At 70.3% G+C, this 15,267-nt stretch carries 16 protein-coding genes and 1 riboswitch; of the genes, 10 read left to right on the top strand and 6 right to left on the bottom strand.

Annotation, left to right across the window (positions count from 1 at the left end):
• The first annotated feature begins 2 nt into the window (after positions 1-2).
• From RCR19_RS11810 to RCR19_RS11790, 5 genes are all read left to right on the top strand, one after another.
• Complete coding sequence (locus tag RCR19_RS11810; RefSeq protein WP_331265098.1) at positions 3-1,244, top strand: Ig-like domain-containing protein; 1,242 nt, start codon at positions 3-5, stop codon at positions 1,242-1,244.
• Between the two features lie 85 nt (positions 1,245-1,329).
• On the top strand, positions 1,330-2,097 hold the full coding sequence (locus RCR19_RS11805) for an enoyl-CoA hydratase-related protein (protein WP_331265097.1): 768 nt from the start codon (positions 1,330-1,332) through the stop codon (positions 2,095-2,097).
• 336 nt (positions 2,098-2,433) lie between these two features.
• Complete coding sequence (locus tag RCR19_RS11800) at positions 2,434-2,937, top strand: ATP-binding protein (RefSeq protein ID WP_331265096.1); 504 nt, start codon at positions 2,434-2,436, stop codon at positions 2,935-2,937.
• 95 nt (positions 2,938-3,032) lie between these two features.
• A complete protein-coding gene (locus RCR19_RS11795; RefSeq protein WP_331265095.1) occupies positions 3,033-3,866 on the top strand; it encodes a polysaccharide deacetylase family protein in 834 nt (277 codons plus the stop codon).
• Positions 3,866-5,041, top strand: a complete 1,176-nt coding sequence (locus RCR19_RS11790; RefSeq protein WP_331265094.1) for a YncE family protein — start codon at positions 3,866-3,868, stop codon at positions 5,039-5,041. Before RCR19_RS11795 ends, RCR19_RS11790 begins: the two co-directional genes overlap by 1 nt.
• A gap of 34 nt (positions 5,042-5,075) precedes the next feature.
• On the opposite strand, the gene RCR19_RS11785 is transcribed toward RCR19_RS11790, so the two are convergent.
• Positions 5,076-5,714: a GNAT family N-acetyltransferase gene (locus RCR19_RS11785; protein ID WP_331265093.1), complete on the bottom strand. Its 639-nt coding sequence runs from the start codon at positions 5,712-5,714 to the stop codon at positions 5,076-5,078.
• A gap of 55 nt (positions 5,715-5,769) precedes the next feature.
• On the opposite strand from RCR19_RS11785, the gene RCR19_RS11780 reads away from it, so the two are divergent.
• The 3 genes from RCR19_RS11780 (at position 5,770) to RCR19_RS11770 (ending at position 7,828) form a co-directional block, all read left to right on the top strand.
• Entirely contained in the window at positions 5,770-6,681 is a 912-nt protein-coding gene (locus RCR19_RS11780; RefSeq protein ID WP_331265092.1) for a MerR family transcriptional regulator, read from the top strand.
• Between the two features lie 64 nt (positions 6,682-6,745).
• Entirely contained in the window at positions 6,746-6,958 is a 213-nt protein-coding gene (locus tag RCR19_RS11775; RefSeq protein WP_059128983.1) for an EF-hand domain-containing protein, read from the top strand.
• A 168-nt stretch (positions 6,959-7,126) separates the two neighbouring features.
• Positions 7,127-7,828: an NAD(P)-binding domain-containing protein gene (locus RCR19_RS11770; RefSeq protein WP_331265091.1), complete on the top strand. Its 702-nt coding sequence runs from the start codon at positions 7,127-7,129 to the stop codon at positions 7,826-7,828.
• 111 nt (positions 7,829-7,939) lie between these two features.
• Here RCR19_RS11770 and RCR19_RS11765 read toward each other — a convergent pair whose 3' ends face one another.
• The 5 genes from RCR19_RS11765 to gcvT all read right to left on the bottom strand — a co-directional run bounded on the left by RCR19_RS11765 (position 7,940) and on the right by gcvT (position 13,063).
• The gene (locus tag RCR19_RS11765) at positions 7,940-8,497 is read right to left on the bottom strand and encodes a glycoside hydrolase family 25 protein (RefSeq protein WP_331265090.1); all 558 of its coding nucleotides are present in this window, start codon (positions 8,495-8,497) and stop codon (positions 7,940-7,942) included.
• A gap of 221 nt (positions 8,498-8,718) precedes the next feature.
• A complete protein-coding gene (locus RCR19_RS11760) occupies positions 8,719-10,086 on the bottom strand; it encodes an L-serine ammonia-lyase (protein ID WP_331265089.1) in 1,368 nt (455 codons plus the stop codon).
• Positions 10,087-10,175: 89 nt separating this feature from the next.
• Complete coding sequence (gene glyA, locus RCR19_RS11755; protein WP_059128979.1) at positions 10,176-11,438, bottom strand: serine hydroxymethyltransferase; 1,263 nt, start codon at positions 11,436-11,438, stop codon at positions 10,176-10,178.
• A gap of 16 nt (positions 11,439-11,454) precedes the next feature.
• Complete coding sequence (gcvH, locus tag RCR19_RS11750; protein ID WP_331265088.1) at positions 11,455-11,832, bottom strand: glycine cleavage system protein GcvH; 378 nt, start codon at positions 11,830-11,832, stop codon at positions 11,455-11,457.
• A gap of 109 nt (positions 11,833-11,941) precedes the next feature.
• Positions 11,942-13,063, bottom strand: coding sequence for a glycine cleavage system aminomethyltransferase GcvT (gene gcvT / locus RCR19_RS11745; protein WP_331265087.1), 1,122 nt, complete (start codon positions 13,061-13,063; stop codon positions 11,942-11,944).
• Positions 13,064-13,242: 179 nt separating this feature from the next.
• A riboswitch (glycine riboswitch) is annotated at positions 13,243-13,344 on the bottom strand.
• 169 nt (positions 13,345-13,513) lie between these two features.
• Between gcvT and RCR19_RS11740 the strand changes: the two genes are divergently transcribed.
• Both RCR19_RS11740 and RCR19_RS11735 read left to right on the top strand, forming a co-directional pair.
• The gene (locus RCR19_RS11740; RefSeq protein WP_331265086.1) at positions 13,514-14,191 is read left to right on the top strand and encodes an AAA family ATPase; all 678 of its coding nucleotides are present in this window, start codon (positions 13,514-13,516) and stop codon (positions 14,189-14,191) included.
• Between the two features lie 63 nt (positions 14,192-14,254).
• Complete coding sequence (locus RCR19_RS11735) at positions 14,255-15,046, top strand: enhanced serine sensitivity protein SseB C-terminal domain-containing protein (RefSeq protein ID WP_331265085.1); 792 nt, start codon at positions 14,255-14,257, stop codon at positions 15,044-15,046.
• Positions 15,047-15,267: the final 221 nt, after the last annotated feature.

The raw sequence follows: 15,267 nt of genomic DNA, 5'->3' as shown, positions 1-15,267 counted from the left end.
ACGTGAACGGGCGACCGATATCGGGGGCGTCGGTTGGTGCGGGGAAGCGCGGACGGACGGGGGTCGTGGCGCTGATATGCGGTGCCCTCCTGCTCGCCGCCACCGCGTGCGGCGGAGGAGGGGGCTCGGACGCAGGAGCCGGGGACGCCAAGGCCGGGGACTCGACCAAGTCCGCCAGCAAGCAGTCCCAGGCCGTGGTCACCATAGCCCCGAAGAACGGGGCCAAGGCCGTGGACACCAGCGGTGCCCTCAAAGTGACGGCCGCCAAGGGCAAGTTGACCGAGGTCAAGGTGGAGGACGCCAAGGGCACGGAGGTCGCCGGGTCGATAACCGGCGAAGGCGCCACCTGGACGCCCGCCTCCCACCTCGCCGCCGCCACCACGTACAAGGTCCACGCGGTCGCCAAGGACTCCGCGGGTCTCACCTCCGCGGAGGAGTCCTCGTTCACCACGCTCACCCCGAAGAACACCTTCATCGGCAACTTCCGGCCCGAGGACGGTTCCACCGTCGGTGTGGGCATGCCGTTCTCGATCCGCTTCACCCGGGGCATCACCCACCCGGCCGACGTCGAGAAGGCCATCACCATCAAGACCGAGCCGGCCGTCGACGTCCGCGGCCACTGGTTCGGCAACGACCGCCTCGACTTCCGGCCCGAGAACTACTGGCAGGCCGGCACCAAGGTCACCGTCCGCCTGAACCTCGACGGCGTCGAGGGCCGCCCCGGTGTGTACGGCAAGCAGGCCAAGACCGTGAGCTTCACCATCGGCCGCAGCCAGGTCTCCACCGTCGACGCCAAGAGCCACAAGATGGTCGTCAAGCGCGACGGCAAGGTCCTCAAGACCCTCCCGGTGACCACCGGCAAGCCGGGCTACGACACCTGGAACGGCCAGATGGTCATCAGCGAACGCCTGGTCGTGACCCGGATGAACGGCGAGACCGTCGGCTACGGCGGCGAGTACGACATCAAGGACGTGCCGCACGCGCAGCGCCTGACCGATTCCGGCACCTTCATCCACGGCAACTACTGGGGTGGCGGCGCCTTCGGCAACTACAACGCGAGCCACGGCTGCGTGGGTCTGCGCGATGTGCGCGGCGGCTACGACAAGTCGGTGCCGGCCTCGTGGTTCTACAACAACTCGATGATCGGTGACGTCGTCGTCGTGAAGAACTCCAACGACAGGACGGTCGCGCCCGACAACGGACTCAACGGCTGGAACATGCCCTGGGACGAATGGATCAAGTAGCTCCGATCCGGTGACCCGGGCCCGGTGTGCCGCTGTGAGCGAGCACACCGGGCCCGTCGCCGTTAGTGGCCGTTAACCTTCCTGCATGACTGTGCATCTCGAAGTCGCCGAGGGCGTGGGCACCCTCCGTCTGGACCGCCCGCCCATGAACGCGCTGGACGTCGCCACCCAGGACCGGCTCAGGGAACTGGCCGAGGAGCTCACGCGCCGCGAGGACGTGCGCGCCGTGATCATCCACGGTGGGGAGAAGGTGTTCGCCGCGGGTGCGGACATCAAGGAGATGCAGGGCATGGACCATGCCGCGATGGTCCTGCGCTCCCGCGCCCTGCAGGAATCCTTCACCGCGATCGCCCGCATCCCCAAGCCGGTCGTCGCCGCCGTCACGGGCTACGCCCTCGGCGGGGGCTGTGAGTTGGCGCTGTGCGCGGACTACCGCATCGCCGCCGAGAACGCGAAGCTGGGGCAGCCCGAGATCCTGCTCGGCCTGATTCCCGGTGCCGGCGGCACCCAACGCCTTGCGCGTCTGATCGGCCCGTCCAGGGCGAAGGACCTGATCTTCACGGGCCGTATGGTGAAGGCGGACGAGGCGCTGCGACTCGGTCTGGTCGACCGGGTGGTGCCGGCCGAGGACGTGTACGCCGAGGCGCACGCCTGGGCGGCGAGGCTGGCCCAGGGCCCGGCGATCGCGCTGCGCGCCGCCAAGGAAGCCGTCGACACGGGCCTGGAGACGGACATCGAGACGGGTCTCGCCGTGGAACGGACCTGGTTCGCGGGGCTGTTCGCGACCGAGGACCGCCAGCGCGGGATGCGCAGCTTCGTGGAAGAGGGCCCGGGCAAGGCGAAGTTTCTCTGATCCGGCCGTCACCGACCGTGCACGACGGGCGATTTGGCCGTCATAGATGAGAATCATTCAGTAAATCACCCCGGACCTCTTGCAGTTGACGCCGTGTCTCACCCGAGGTCCCTCGACGGGCGGTTTATCGCAGCCTTAAGACAACCTTAAGCGCGCCTCGGTACGAGCATCTGGCGATTGCCCCCGACTGGCCTGTTTCCGCAGATCAGTCGGGGTGCCGCTGGCCCCGAATTGCATCTGGCATATGCCGGGTGAATGGTGTGGAATGTGTGTTTCCGGGGGGCGTTTTCCGTCGTAACACCTCCGGACTGCCCTGCGGGCGGCCATGATGGGTCCATGGCGGGGCTGGAGGGTATCGAACAGCCGCGGCGGCACGGGAGTGCAACCGCGGCACGCTGGTCGCCGGCGATCGAGGACGAACGGGCGCACAAGGCGCTGGAGTTGTTCGGGAACCCTACGGAGGCGGAGGTGCCGCTGCCGTCGCGGCCCGAATCCGCGGCAACCGCACGGCGGCTCACCCAGGTCGTGATTCTGCGTCACTGGGGGCTCACTCCGAGGATGACCGAGGACGCGGTCCTGCTCGTCTCCGAACTCGTCGGCAACGCGGTGCGGCACACCGGGGCGCGTGTCTTCGGGTTACGCATGCGGCGCCGCCGGGGCTGGATCCGTATCGAGGTCCGCGATCCCTCCCGCGGGCTGCCCTGCCTGATGCCGGTCCAGGAACTGGACGTGAGCGGCAGGGGCCTCTTCCTCGTCGACAAGCTCTCCGACCGCTGGGGCGTCGACCTGCTTCCGCGCGGCAAGACGACCTGGTTCGAGATGCGGGTCGCCGACCGCTGATCCCCTGCGGCGCGTACCGTCCGCGGACCGGGCCGAGCGACCCGCCCCCGCGTCCATCGGGCCAATCGCCGCTTTTGGGACCTTCTCGCCCTTAAATGGGAAGGGTGACCACGCCCGTCCCTCCCACATCGCCGGACCCCGATACGGGCCCCGCGGATACGGTGCCCGACCGCCGCACGGCGCTGCGCGCGGGCGCGGGAGTCGCCGTGGGTGCGTTCGCCGCCGCCTGTTCCCCCGGCGGCAGCGTGGTGCAACGGCCTCTGCCCTCCCGCGCCGCCGGTACCTCGCGCACCTCGTCCGCGGCTCCGCCGCCCCGCTCCTATCCGCACCAGCCGGACCAGATCACCCACGGTCCACGGGACCACCCCAGGGTGGCGCTCACCTTCCACGGCCAGGGCGACCCCGACATCACCCGGTCGATCCTCGACACGGCGGAGAAGGCGGGCGCGAAGGTCACGGTGCTCGCGGTCGGAACCTGGCTCGACGACCACCCGGACGTCGCCCGGCGCATCGTCGACGGCGGTCACGACCTCGGCAACCACACACTGCACCACCGCGGTATCAACACCATGTCCGAGTCGGACGCCACCGCCGAGATCCAGGGCTGCGCCGACCGACTGCGCCGCCTCACCGGATCCATCGGCACCTGGTTCCGCCCCTCCCGCGCGCCCCGGGCGACCGACGCCGTCGCACGTGTCGCCCGCCGCGTCGGCTATCCGCACGTCCTGTCGTACGACGTCGACTCCCTCGACTACACCTCACCGGGCGCGTCCGCCATCACCCGCAGGGTCGTCGACGAGGTCCGCAACGGTTCGGTGGTGAGCCTGCACCTCGGCTACCCGGACACGGTCACCGCCTTCCCCGTCCTTCTGCACGAACTCGACCACCGCGGCATCTCCGCGGTGACCGCCACGGAGCTGCTGAGCTGATGCACCCCACGACCGTCACACGTGTACTGATCGCCGGCGCCGCACTCACCGCGCTGGCCGGCTGTGGCATCGGCTCGTCCCACAAGGACGAGACCCGTCCCTCCAGGAGCGCCGTCGCGCCCACCCAGCAGCAGCGGACCGTCCGGACCCTGCCGGGCATGCCCCCGGTGCTCGATCCGAAGGACCTCTACGCCGCGGACCGTCCCGATCGGCTCTCCGAGGTGGTCAAGGACTTCCCGTCCCGCGTCTACGTCCCCAACACCAACTCCAACACGGTGTCCGTCATCGACCCCGGGACGTACAAGGTCATCGAGACGATCCGGGTCGGCCGCCAGCCCCAGCACGTCGTGCCGTCCTGGGACCTGAAGACACTCTGGGTCAACAACGACCTGGGCAACTCCCTCACCCCCATCGACCCGAGGACCGGGAAGGCGGGTGATCCGGTCGACGTCCACGACCCCTACAACCTGTACTTCACGCCGAACGGCAAATACGCGGTGGTGATGGCGTCCAAGGACCGCAGGCTGGTCTTCCGCGACGCACACACCATGAAGGTGGCGAAGTCCCTGCCGGTCGACTGCTCGGGCGTCAACCACGCCGACTTCTCGATCGACGGCCGCTACTTCATCGTCTCCTGCGAGTTCAGCGGCGAACTCCTCAAGGTCGACACCGAGAAGATGGAGGTGATCGGCCGGCAGAAGCTGCCGTTGCGCGGGGCCATGCCGCAGGACGTGAAGATCTCGCCGGACGGCAGGACGTTCTACATCGCCGACATGGAGGCCGACGGGCTGTGGATCCTCGACGGCGACCGCTTCGGCGAGCCCTCCTTCCTGCGCACCGGCAAGGGCGCGCACGGCCTCTACGTGAGCCGGGACTCCCGCGAGATGTACATCTCCAACCGCGGCGAGGGCACCGTCTCGGTGTTCGACTTCGCGACGCGCCGGCTCGTCAAGAAGTGGCGCCTGCCCCAGGGCGGCAGCCCCGACATGGGCGGTGTCTCGGCGGACGGCACGGTGCTGTGGCTCTCCGGGCGCTACAACTCCGAGGTGTACGCGATCGACACCCGGACCGGGCGTCAACTGGCCCGCATCAAGGTGGGGAGCGGTCCGCACGGGCTCGCCGTCTACCCGCAGCCAGGCCGCTACTCGCTGGGTCACACGGGTGTCTTCCGATGACGCGCGGCCGCCCGTGGCGCCGCCCTGCCACACGCTAGCGTGCGAGGAAGAGCGCCTCCGAGGCCACCGGGCGGTATCCGGCCGCCTGGAACGCCCGCAGACTGCGGGCGTTGCCCGCCGACACCTGGGCCCACACCGGTTCGCCCCCGCTCAGCCGCCGCGCCGCCGAGACCAGCGCACGCCCCAGTCCCCGGTGCCGTGCCTCCGGGGCCACCTCGACGGCCACCTCCAGGCGTCCGGCCACCCCGCGTCCGAGGACGAGCAGACCGCCTTGTGCCGTCCACACCCGCACGTCGTCCCGGCGCCTGCGCGAGCCGACCACCCGGGGATGGCCCGGGCCCTCGACCGGCCGCAGCGGCAACGGCGGTTCACCGGCCAGCGCGGACCCGACCAGGAGCACGTCGATCGTGTCGGTCGTGCGCCCGGTGCGTTCCATGAAGGCGGCGAGGAATCGGGCGTTCATCGTCGCGGCCAGCGCGTCGCACTCGATGCCCCGCAGTGTTCCGCGCACCCAGTCCGGGTCCTCGTCCGTGAACACCACGGAGTGCGCGGTGAAGGCGATGATCCCCGCGTCACGGGAGGAGTGCTGGCGTACGACCGTGGTGCCGCCGTCGGCCGGAGGGAAGACGTCCCGCGCCGCGGCGTCCAGAATGTCCCGCAGACCGTCGGCCATGAGTGCGTCTCCTCGGCTTGAGTCTCCACCCACTGGAAGGCCCACACTCGCAGACATGATCGAGAACGGCACCGGCCTTTTCACCATCGGCGAACTGGCCAGGGCGACCGGACTGACCGTCCGCACCATTCGCTACTGGTCGGACGAGGGCGCCCTGCCCCCGGTGGCCCGCTCCTCGGGCGGCTACCGGTTGTACGACGCCGCGTCCGTGGCCCGCCTCGAGCTGATCCGCACCCTGCGCGAACTGGGTCTCGGCCTGGCGGACGTGCGCAGGGTGCTGGGCGGCGAGGCAACGGTCGCCGAGGTGGCGGCCGCGCATGTGGCGGCCCTGGACGCGCAGATCCGCGCTCTGAAGGTGACCCGGGCGGTGCTGTCGACCGTGGCGCGACGCGGTTCGAGTGCGGAGGAGATGACCCTGATGAACAAACTGGCGAGGCTGTCGGCGGCCGAGCGGAAACGGATCATGGAGGGGTTCGTGGAGGAACTGCTCCACGGGCTCGACACGGTGGACCCGGCGATCCGGGAGCGGATGCGGCGTTCCGCGGCGGACCTGCCGGAGGACCCGACACCCGAGCAGGTCGACGCCTGGGTGGAACTGGCCGAGATGCTCCAGGACCCGGACTTCCGGGCCACGATGCGGAAGGCGACCGAGTTCAACGCCGCGGACCGGGGACCCGACGTCCCCGCCGGTGCGTCCCTGTGGTTCGTCAAGCGCCTGGTGGAGCTGGCGGGGGCGGCACGGGAGCGGGGGATCGCGCCGGAGACCCCGGCGGCCGATCCGGTGCTGCACGACCTGCTCGGGGATGCCGACCGGGCCGCCGTACTGGACCGCATGGAGACGGCATTCGACGAACGGGTCGCCCGCTACCGTGAACTGCTGTGCGTCGTCAACGGGCAGCCGGCGCCGCAGCACAGGGAGGAGTTCGCCTGGGTGGTCGCCGCACTGAGGGCGCGGACGGGCCGTTAATCTGACCTCGTCAGTAGGACGGCCGTACGACGCGACGGCAGAGGCACCATGAAGGGGCGGATCGGTGGCGGACATCGAGGAAGCACGCAAGCAGTTCGAGCGGATCGATGCGGACGGTGACGGATTCATCACCGCCGCCGAGTTCAAGTCCGCCCTGGCCCAGGGGGGCGACTGGAACGTCACCGACACGGTGGCGGAGGCCGTCATCCGGACCCGCGACCTCAACGGCGACAAGGTCCTGTCGTTCGACGAGTTCTGGACCTACCTGAGCAGCTGAGCCGATGACGAGGGGGGTGTCCTCGTCCCGGCCGGGACAAGGACACCCCCCTCGTCGTACCCGGCCCCGGGGTCGCGTCGCACCCGGCCTCGCCCGAACGGGGTCACCCTGACGGCGTACGTCCGGAATAGTCCGCCGGAGCCCGAGGTTGGTGCTGGCCACAACCCTGTGCAAGGACACCGACCCCCCGGAAGGGCGACGCGAGTCATGAAGATCGGCATCATCGGCGCGGGCAACATCGGCGGCAATCTCACCCGGCGGCTCACCGCCCTCGGACACGACGTCTCCGTGGCCAACTCCCGCGGCCCGCACACACTCAAGGCACTCGCCGAGGAGACGGGCGCGACGCCCGTCACCGTCACGGAGGCGGCCCGCGACGCCGAGGTGGTCGTGATCACGGTCCCGGTGAAGGCGGTCCCGGACCTGCCGTCCGGCCTGCTGGACGGGGCGGCGCCGGGGGTCGCCGTGATCGACACCGGCAACTACTACCCCCGGGAGCGGGACGGCAGGATCGCGGGCATCGAGGACGAGGGACTCACCGAGAGCCGCTGGACCGAACGGCAGATCGGCCACCCCGTCGTCAAGGCCTTCAACGGCACCTTCGCCCAGGACATCCTGGAGCGCCCGCGCCCCGCCGGCGACCCCGACCGTATGGCGCTGCCGGTCGCGGGCGACGACGAGGCGGCCAAGCGCCGGGTGCGGGACCTCATCGACGCCCTCGGTTTCGACACGGTCGACGCGGGCGGCATCGACGACTCCTGGCGCCAGCAGCCCAACACCCCGGTCTACGGCCTGCGGGCGGGCGCCGGCGCCGTCGCCGGGGCGCTGGCCGAGGCCTCTCCCGAGCGCACGCCGGAGTTCCGCGGCTAGGGTCTGTCGTTCGGATCAGGCCGCTGGGAGCGACCGTGCTTGTCGATCGACCCGAGCGGGGCGTGGACCCGGTCGGCGGCCGTTTCGCACCGGGCCCCGCGCGGCGCGCGGTCACGCTCCGGCCGCCCACGTGCTCAGGGCGGCCTTGCTGGTGAAGTCGGCGACGTCCCGGTCCAGCGGGTCGGAGGTGTACTGGTGGAAGAGCCACTTCGCCTTGATGCGGGGCTTGCCCGCCGTCACGTAATCGGCGATCCACAGACCGTCGCCGGCGTACGAGGTGGTGTCGATGTTCAGCCAGAAGTTGCGGCTCGCATAGAGGAGAACCCGGTTGTGCGGCCGGAGTTGTTTGACCCTGCGGATGAACTGGTCCTTCTCGGCGTTGCTCGCGTGCGTGCCGTCGCCGGTCGTCTCCCAGTCCACGGCCAGCAGGTCGCCGGTCCTCTCAGGGGCGTTGGCGACGAAGTAGTCCGCCTGTGCCGAGATGTTGCCTGGCCACAGGAAGTGGTAGAAGCCGGCCACGCAACCGGCGTCCCGTGCGGTCTTCGTCTGTGTGGTGAGTTTGGGGTTCACATACGAACGGCCCTCCGTCGCCTTGATGAAGACGAAGGAGAGGCCGTCCGTGTCGTATGAGGACGATTGATAGGCGCTGATGTCGATGCCTCGCAGCATGGGGGCTCCCTGAAGTGTGCCGGTGGGGGACAGGGATGGATGCCTTGTCGCCATGACACGGGTGATATGCCCCAAAAGCTGGATGTTCAGCCCTGGTTGACGGCAGGATCCGGTTCGCGCCGTGGCCGGCGCCTTCGGAACCCCCGGCCGCCCTCGACTTCGCACTCGCCAACTTCGCTCAGACGAGGCCGGGTTGGCGGAAGCCGAGTCGGCCGGTGCCGTCAGCACTCGATGATGTTCACGGCGAGACCGCCGCGCGCCGTCTCCTTGTACTTCACGCTCATGTCGGCACCGGTCTCCTTCATGGTCTTGATGACCTTGTCGAGGGAGACCTTGTGGCTGCCGTCGCCGCGCATCGCCATGCGTGCCGCCGTGACGGCCTTGACCGCCGCCATGCCGTTGCGCTCGATGCACGGGATCTGCACCAGACCGCCGACCGGGTCGCAGGTCAGGCCCAGGTTGTGCTCCATGCCGATCTCGGCCGCGTTCTCGACCTGCTCCGGTGTGCCGCCCAGCACCTCCGCGAGCGCGCCCGCCGCCATCGAGCAGGCCGAGCCGACCTCGCCCTGGCAGCCGACCTCGGCACCGGAGATGGACGCGTTCTCCTTGAAGAGCATGCCGATCGCGCCGGCGGCGAGCAGGAAGCGCACGACACCCTCCTCGTCGGCGCCCGGCACGAAGTTGATGTAGTAGTGCAGTACGGCGGGGATGATGCCCGCGGCGCCGTTCGTGGGCGCCGTGACCACGCGGCCGCCCGCCGCGTTCTCCTCGTTCACCGCCATCGCGTAGAGCGTGATCCACTCCATGGCGCGGGAGAGCGGGTCGCCCTCGGCACGCAGCTGGCGGGCGGTGACGGCAGCGCGCCGGCGCACCCGGAGGCCGCCCGGCAGGATTCCCTCACGCGACATGCCGCGCTCCACGCACGCCTGCATCACCCGCCAGATCTCCAGCAGGCCCTCGTGGATCTCCTCCTCGGTGCGCCAGGCGCGCTCGTTCTCCAGCATCAGCGACGAGATCGACAGGCCCGTCTCCTTCGTCAGGCGCAGCAGCTCGTCGCCCGTGCGGAAGGGGTACTTCAGCACCGTGTCGTCCAGCTTGATGCGGTCCGCGCCCACCGCGTCCTCGTCGACGACGAAGCCGCCGCCCACGGAGTAGTACGTCTTCGACAGCAGCTCGTCGCCCGAGGCGTCGAACGCCCACAGCGTCATGCCGTTCGCGTGGTAGGGGAGGGTCTCGCGGCGGTGCAGGACCAGGTCGTCGTCGAAGGAGAAGGCGATCTCGTGCTCGCCGAGGAGCCGGATCCGGCCGGTGGTCCTGATGTCCTCCACCCGCTGGTCGGCGGTCCCCACATCCACCGTGCGCGGCGAGTCGCCCTCCAGGCCGAGCAGCACCGCCTTGGGCGTGCCGTGGCCGTGGCCGGTGGCGCCGAGCGAGCCGTACAGCTCCGCCCGTATGGACCCGGCCGAGTCCAGCAGGCCCTCGTTGCGCAGTCGCAGGGCGAACATGCGCGCAGCGCGCATGGGGCCGACCGTGTGGGAGCTGGACGGGCCGATACCGATCGAGAACAGGTCGAAGACCGAGATGGCCACGGTGACTCCTCAGGTACAGGGGGTGGTGCAGGGGGCGGGGCACCGCGCACGAGCATGTGCTTCCAGTGTGCGCGATGCCCCGAGGTGTCTTACTTCCGCAGGCCCGGGTACAGCGGGTGCTTGTCGGCCAGGGCCGTGACCCGGGCCTTCAGCGCCTGCGCGTCGTAGGACGGCTTGAGCGCCTGCGCGATGACGTCCGCGACCTCGGCGAAGTCCGCGGCCGTGAAGCCGCGGGTCGCCAGGGCGGGCGTACCGATGCGCAGGCCCGAGGTGACCATGGGCGGACGCGGGTCGTTCGGGATCGCGTTGCGGTTGACCGTGATGCCGACCTCGTGCAGCCGGTCCTCGGCCTGCTGTCCGTCGAGGTCGGAGTCGCGCAGGTCGACGAGGACGAGGTGCACGTCGGTGCCACCGGACAGCACGTCCACGCCCACGGCCCTGACGTCGTCCTTCACCAGACGCTCGGCGAGGATACGCGCGCCCTCCAGGGTCCGGCGCTGCCGCTCCCTGAACTCCTCGGTGCCGGCGATCTTGAAGGCGACGGCCTTGGCGGCGATCACGTGCTCCAGCGGTCCGCCCTGCTGACCGGGGAAGACCGCGGAGTTGATCTTCTTGGCCAGCTCGGCGGTGGACAGGATCACACCACCGCGAGGGCCGCCCAGCGTCTTGTGGGTCGTGGTGGTGACCACATGGGCGTGCGGCACCGGGTTCGGGTGCAGGCCCGCCGCGACGAGACCGGCGAAGTGCGCCATGTCGACCATGAGGTACGCGCCGACCTCGTCCGCGATCCGGCGGAAGGCGGCGAAGTCCAGCTGCCGCGGGTAGGCGGACCAGCCGGCCACGATCAGCTTCGGCCGGTTCTCCTTGGCCAGGCGCTCGACCTCGTCCATGTCGACGACACCGCCGTCGCCGACGTGGTAGGCGACCACGTTGTAGAGCTTGCCGGAGAAGTTGATCTTCATTCCGTGGGTCAGGTGCCCGCCGTGCGCGAGGTTGAGACCCATGATCGTGTCGCCGGGCTGCAGCAGCGCGAACATCGCGGCCGCGTTCGCCTGTGCGCCGGAGTGCGGCTGCACATTGGCGTGCTCGGCGCCGAAGAGCTCCTTGATGCGGTCGATGGCGATCTGCTCGACCACGTCGACGTGCTCACAGCCGCCGTAGTAGCGGCGGCCGGGGTAGCCCTCGGCGTACTTGTTGGTGAGGACAGAGCCCTGCGCCTCCATGACCGCGACCGGAGCGAAGTTCTCCGAGGCGATCATCTCGAGGGTGGACTGCTGACGGTCCAGCTCGGCGTCGACGGCCGCGGCGACGTCCGGGTCGAGCTCGTGCAGGGGCGTGTTCAGAAGCGACATGTGGTGCTGTGACTCCTCAGCCGGCGATGTGAGCGTCGTACTCGTCGGCGGTGAGCAGGTCGGCGGGCTCCTCCGTGACGCGCACCTTGAACAGCCAGCCGCCCTCGAAGGGGGCGGAGTTCACCAGCGACGGATCGTCGACCACGTCCTCGTTGACCGCCGTGACCTCGCCGCCGACCGGCGAGTAAAGGTCGCTCACCGACTTGGTCGACTCCAGCTCGCCGCAGGTCTCGCCCGCGGCCACCGTGTCACCGACCTCCGGGAGCTGGACGAACACGACATCGCCGAGGGCGTTGGCCGCGTGCTCGGTGATACCGACCGTCGCGACACCGTCCTCGGCGGCCGACAGCCACTCGTGCTCCTTGCTGTAACGCAGCTGCTGGGGGTTGCTCATGGCCTGAATTCTCCTGAAAGGTCGGAGGAGTGTGGTGATGGAGGACTGGTGGAGACGCTCGTGAGCAGGGACGGACGCGATCGCGGAGCCGTCCGCCCTGGCCCAGTCTCTACTTCTGGCGCTTGTAGAACGGCAGCGCCACGACCTCGTACGGTTCGTGGCTGCCCCGGATGTCCACCCCGACCCCGGGGGCGCCCGGCACGGAGTGCGTGGCGTCGACGTACGCCATCGCGATCGGCTTGCCCAGCGTGGGGGAGGGCGCACCCGAGGTGACCTCGCCGATCACCTCGCCGCCCGATACGACCGCGTAACCGGCGCGCGGGACGCGACGGCCCTCGGCGACGAGGCCGACCAGGACGCGCGGCGGGTTCTGCTCGGCGCGCCCGGCGGCCCGGAGCAGCGCCTCGCGCCCCACGAAGTCGTCCTCCTTCTCGAACTTCACGACCCGGCCGAGTCCGGCGTCGAACGGGGTCAGGGCGGTGGTGAGCTCGTGGCCGTACAGCGGCATGCCCGCCTCGAGGCGCAACGTGTCCCGGCAGGAGAGGCCGCAGGGGATGAGGCCCACCGGCGAGCCCGCCTCCGTCAGCGCCAGCCACAGCTTCTCGGCGTGCTCCGGGGCGACGAACAGCTCGAAGCCGTCCTCCCCGGTGTAGCCGGTGCGGGCGATGAGCGCCGGGACGCCGGCGACCGTGCCGGGCAGCCCCGCGTAGTACTTCAGTCCGTCGAGGTCGGCGTCGGTCAGCGACTTCAGGATGCCGGGGGACTCGGGGCCCTGCACGGCGATCAGCGCGTAGGCGTCCCGGTCGTCGCGCACCTCGGCCTCGAATCCGGCCGCCCGCTCCTGGAGCGCGTCCAGCACGATCCGGGCGTTGGAGGCGTTGGCGACGACCATGTACTCCTGCTCACCGAGCCGGTACACGATCAGGTCGTCCAGGATGCCGCCGTCCTCCTGGCAGATCATGGTGTAGCGGGCGCGGCCGACACCGACGGAGGAGATGTTGCCGACCAGGGCGTGATCGAGGAGCCGGTTCGCCTGGGGCCCGGTGACCGTGATCTCGCCCATGTGCGAGAGGTCGAACAGACCTGCCTTCGTACGGACGGCCAGGTGCTCGTCACGCTCGGAGCGGTATCGCAGGGGCATGTCCCAGCCGGCGAAGTCGGTCATCGTCGCGCCCAGCGAACGATGCAGGGCATCGAGCGCGGTACGGCGCAGGGGGCTGTTGCTGCTCATCGGTTGTGCTCCCGGGGCGATGGGTCCCTCGCACGGGCGAGCCGGGCGCAGGGGAGGGCGAGGTCGTTCCTCCCCATCTGTCATCGGAACCTGAGAGGTTCGCCATGACTCCCGAGACGGGTCGTCAGGGCTTGCACCTTGGGTGGAGCCACCAGAAGCGGCCCGCTTTCCAGATGTGCCTCGCCCGCGCGGTATCGGGGCCTGAGAGATTCAAGGGAGGGACTTGCTCCTTCGGCGTCCGGCACACAGACGTGTGACCGGAACTCTCCCGCGCGGATTCAAGCGGCCGGTATGCAGTTGGCGCGCACATCATTGCACGCATCGCCCCGTGGTGGCAGGGCGGCATCTGTGACCGGCTTGTGGCGGCACCAGCATGAAAACGGGAGACCGGCGCATTACCTTCTCTTTACACTCGACGGGCAGGCAACTTCCTGACCCATGGGGAGGGCGATGACGGTGAACAGGACGACGGTGTACGCCACCACCTCGGGCCTCGCGGTGTCCGGGCAGCCCGGTGCCCCGGCGCGGGGTGCCTGCGGACCGCTGCGCAAGGGCGTGGTCCGCGATCTGCGCGACCGCGCGGGCCGCAGCCCGCAAGGGCTCACCTTCCCCGCGGGCGACGTCGTCGTCGTCACGGGTCTGCCCGGCAGCGGCAAGTCCACGCTGATGCGACGCGCCGTGCCAGGTGTCCGGGTCGACTCCCAGGACACCAGGGACCGCTGGGACACCCGTCTGGCCCGCTTCCTTCCCTACGCGGTGTACCGCCCCCTCGTCCGCCTGGCGCACTACGCGGGTCTGCACCGTGCCCTGCGCGCCGGTACCGGAGTCGTCGTGCACGACTGCGGCACACAGCCCTGGGTGCGTGGCTGGCTGGCCCGTTCGGCACGGCGCCGCGGCGGCACGCTCCGGCTGCTCGTGCTCGACGTCTCCGCGGACACGGCCCTGGACGGACAGCAGGCACGCGGCCGCGGCGTCTCGCGGTACGCGTTCCTCAGGCACCGCCGGGTCACCCGCCGGCTGCTGCGCTCGGTCGAGCAGGGCCGGCTGCCCGAGGGCTGCGGCTCGGCGGTGCTGCTCGACCGGGACGCGGCGGACGCTCTGCGCCGGATCGACTTCGCGGCCGAATGACCGTCCGCGCGCACCCGCTAGCCTTTTGTGCCACAGCAGTGGTTCTGAGCAGGCGGTAAGCAGATGGATCTTCCGGCGGACCTTCCCGCGGACTTCCCCCCACAGGCACAGCCCCATCCGCACGGCGGATGGCCCGGCAACGAACTGGAGGAGGTGCTCTCCGCCTCCCTCGGCGTCCCCGGGGCGGGCGGCCGGATCATCGAGGTACTCGGTCGCAGCTTCCTCTGGGTGCCGCTGCCCGGCGACGGCGGCCCGCACAGCGGGCCGCTGGACCTGCCCACGCTGGAGATCGAGGGACAGGTGTTCGTCCCGGTGTTCAGCTCGGAGGAGCAGTTCCGCCAGGTCGTCGGCAACCACATGTCGTACACGATCGCGCCCGCCGTCGAGTTCGCCCGCGGGCTGCCCGCGCAGGTCGGGATCGCTGTCAATCCGGGCGGGGTCGTCGGTGTGCCGGTGCCGCCGGACGCGGTGGCCGAGCTGTGCCGCGCCGGGACGACCGCGCTGGACGGCCTCGTGAGCGGCGGCCGGGTCCGTCTCTTCGAACCGGACTGGCAGGAGGAACCGGTCGACTTCCTGGCCGCCGCCTCCGCCGAGTTCGCCGCGACCGGGGTGGTGCTGAGCGCGCGGCGCTGCCTGGCCGCCATCGAGACCACCGACCCGGTGATGTTCATAGGCGTCGAACTCGTCGCCGCGGGACCGGACGCCCGCACGCCCGCGCTGGACGCGCTCGGCCGGGCGCTCGCCAGGGTGCCGGTGGGGACATCCGTGAACATGGTGTTCCTGGACGTGGCGCAGGACCCGGTGGGGGACTGGATGCGCGAGCGGGTGCGCCCCTTCTACCAGTACGGTTACTGAACCGCCGGCGAGCGCGGCGCCCGACGCCGGGACGATGTGGGGCGGCGCTCGTCAAGTTGCTGTCAAGATGGCGCCTTAACCTGGTTTCATGGCCGGAGCGGGGGAAGCTCGCGACCGGCCGGGGGCCGGCCCGCGGCGGTCCGCATGGGGGTGTGGTGTCCCCGGGCAAGGAAGAATGGCTCGGTCGGGGCGGTGCGGCTCGGTTCGTGCCGGCGCTCGGG

The organism is Streptomyces sp. WAC07094, from assembly GCF_036320405.1.
Taxonomy (GTDB): Bacteria; Actinomycetota; Actinomycetes; order Streptomycetales; family Streptomycetaceae; genus Streptomyces; species Streptomyces lannensis.
The sequence above is the reverse complement of the archived record's forward strand: the minus strand, read 5'-3'. Positions and strand labels throughout refer to the sequence as shown.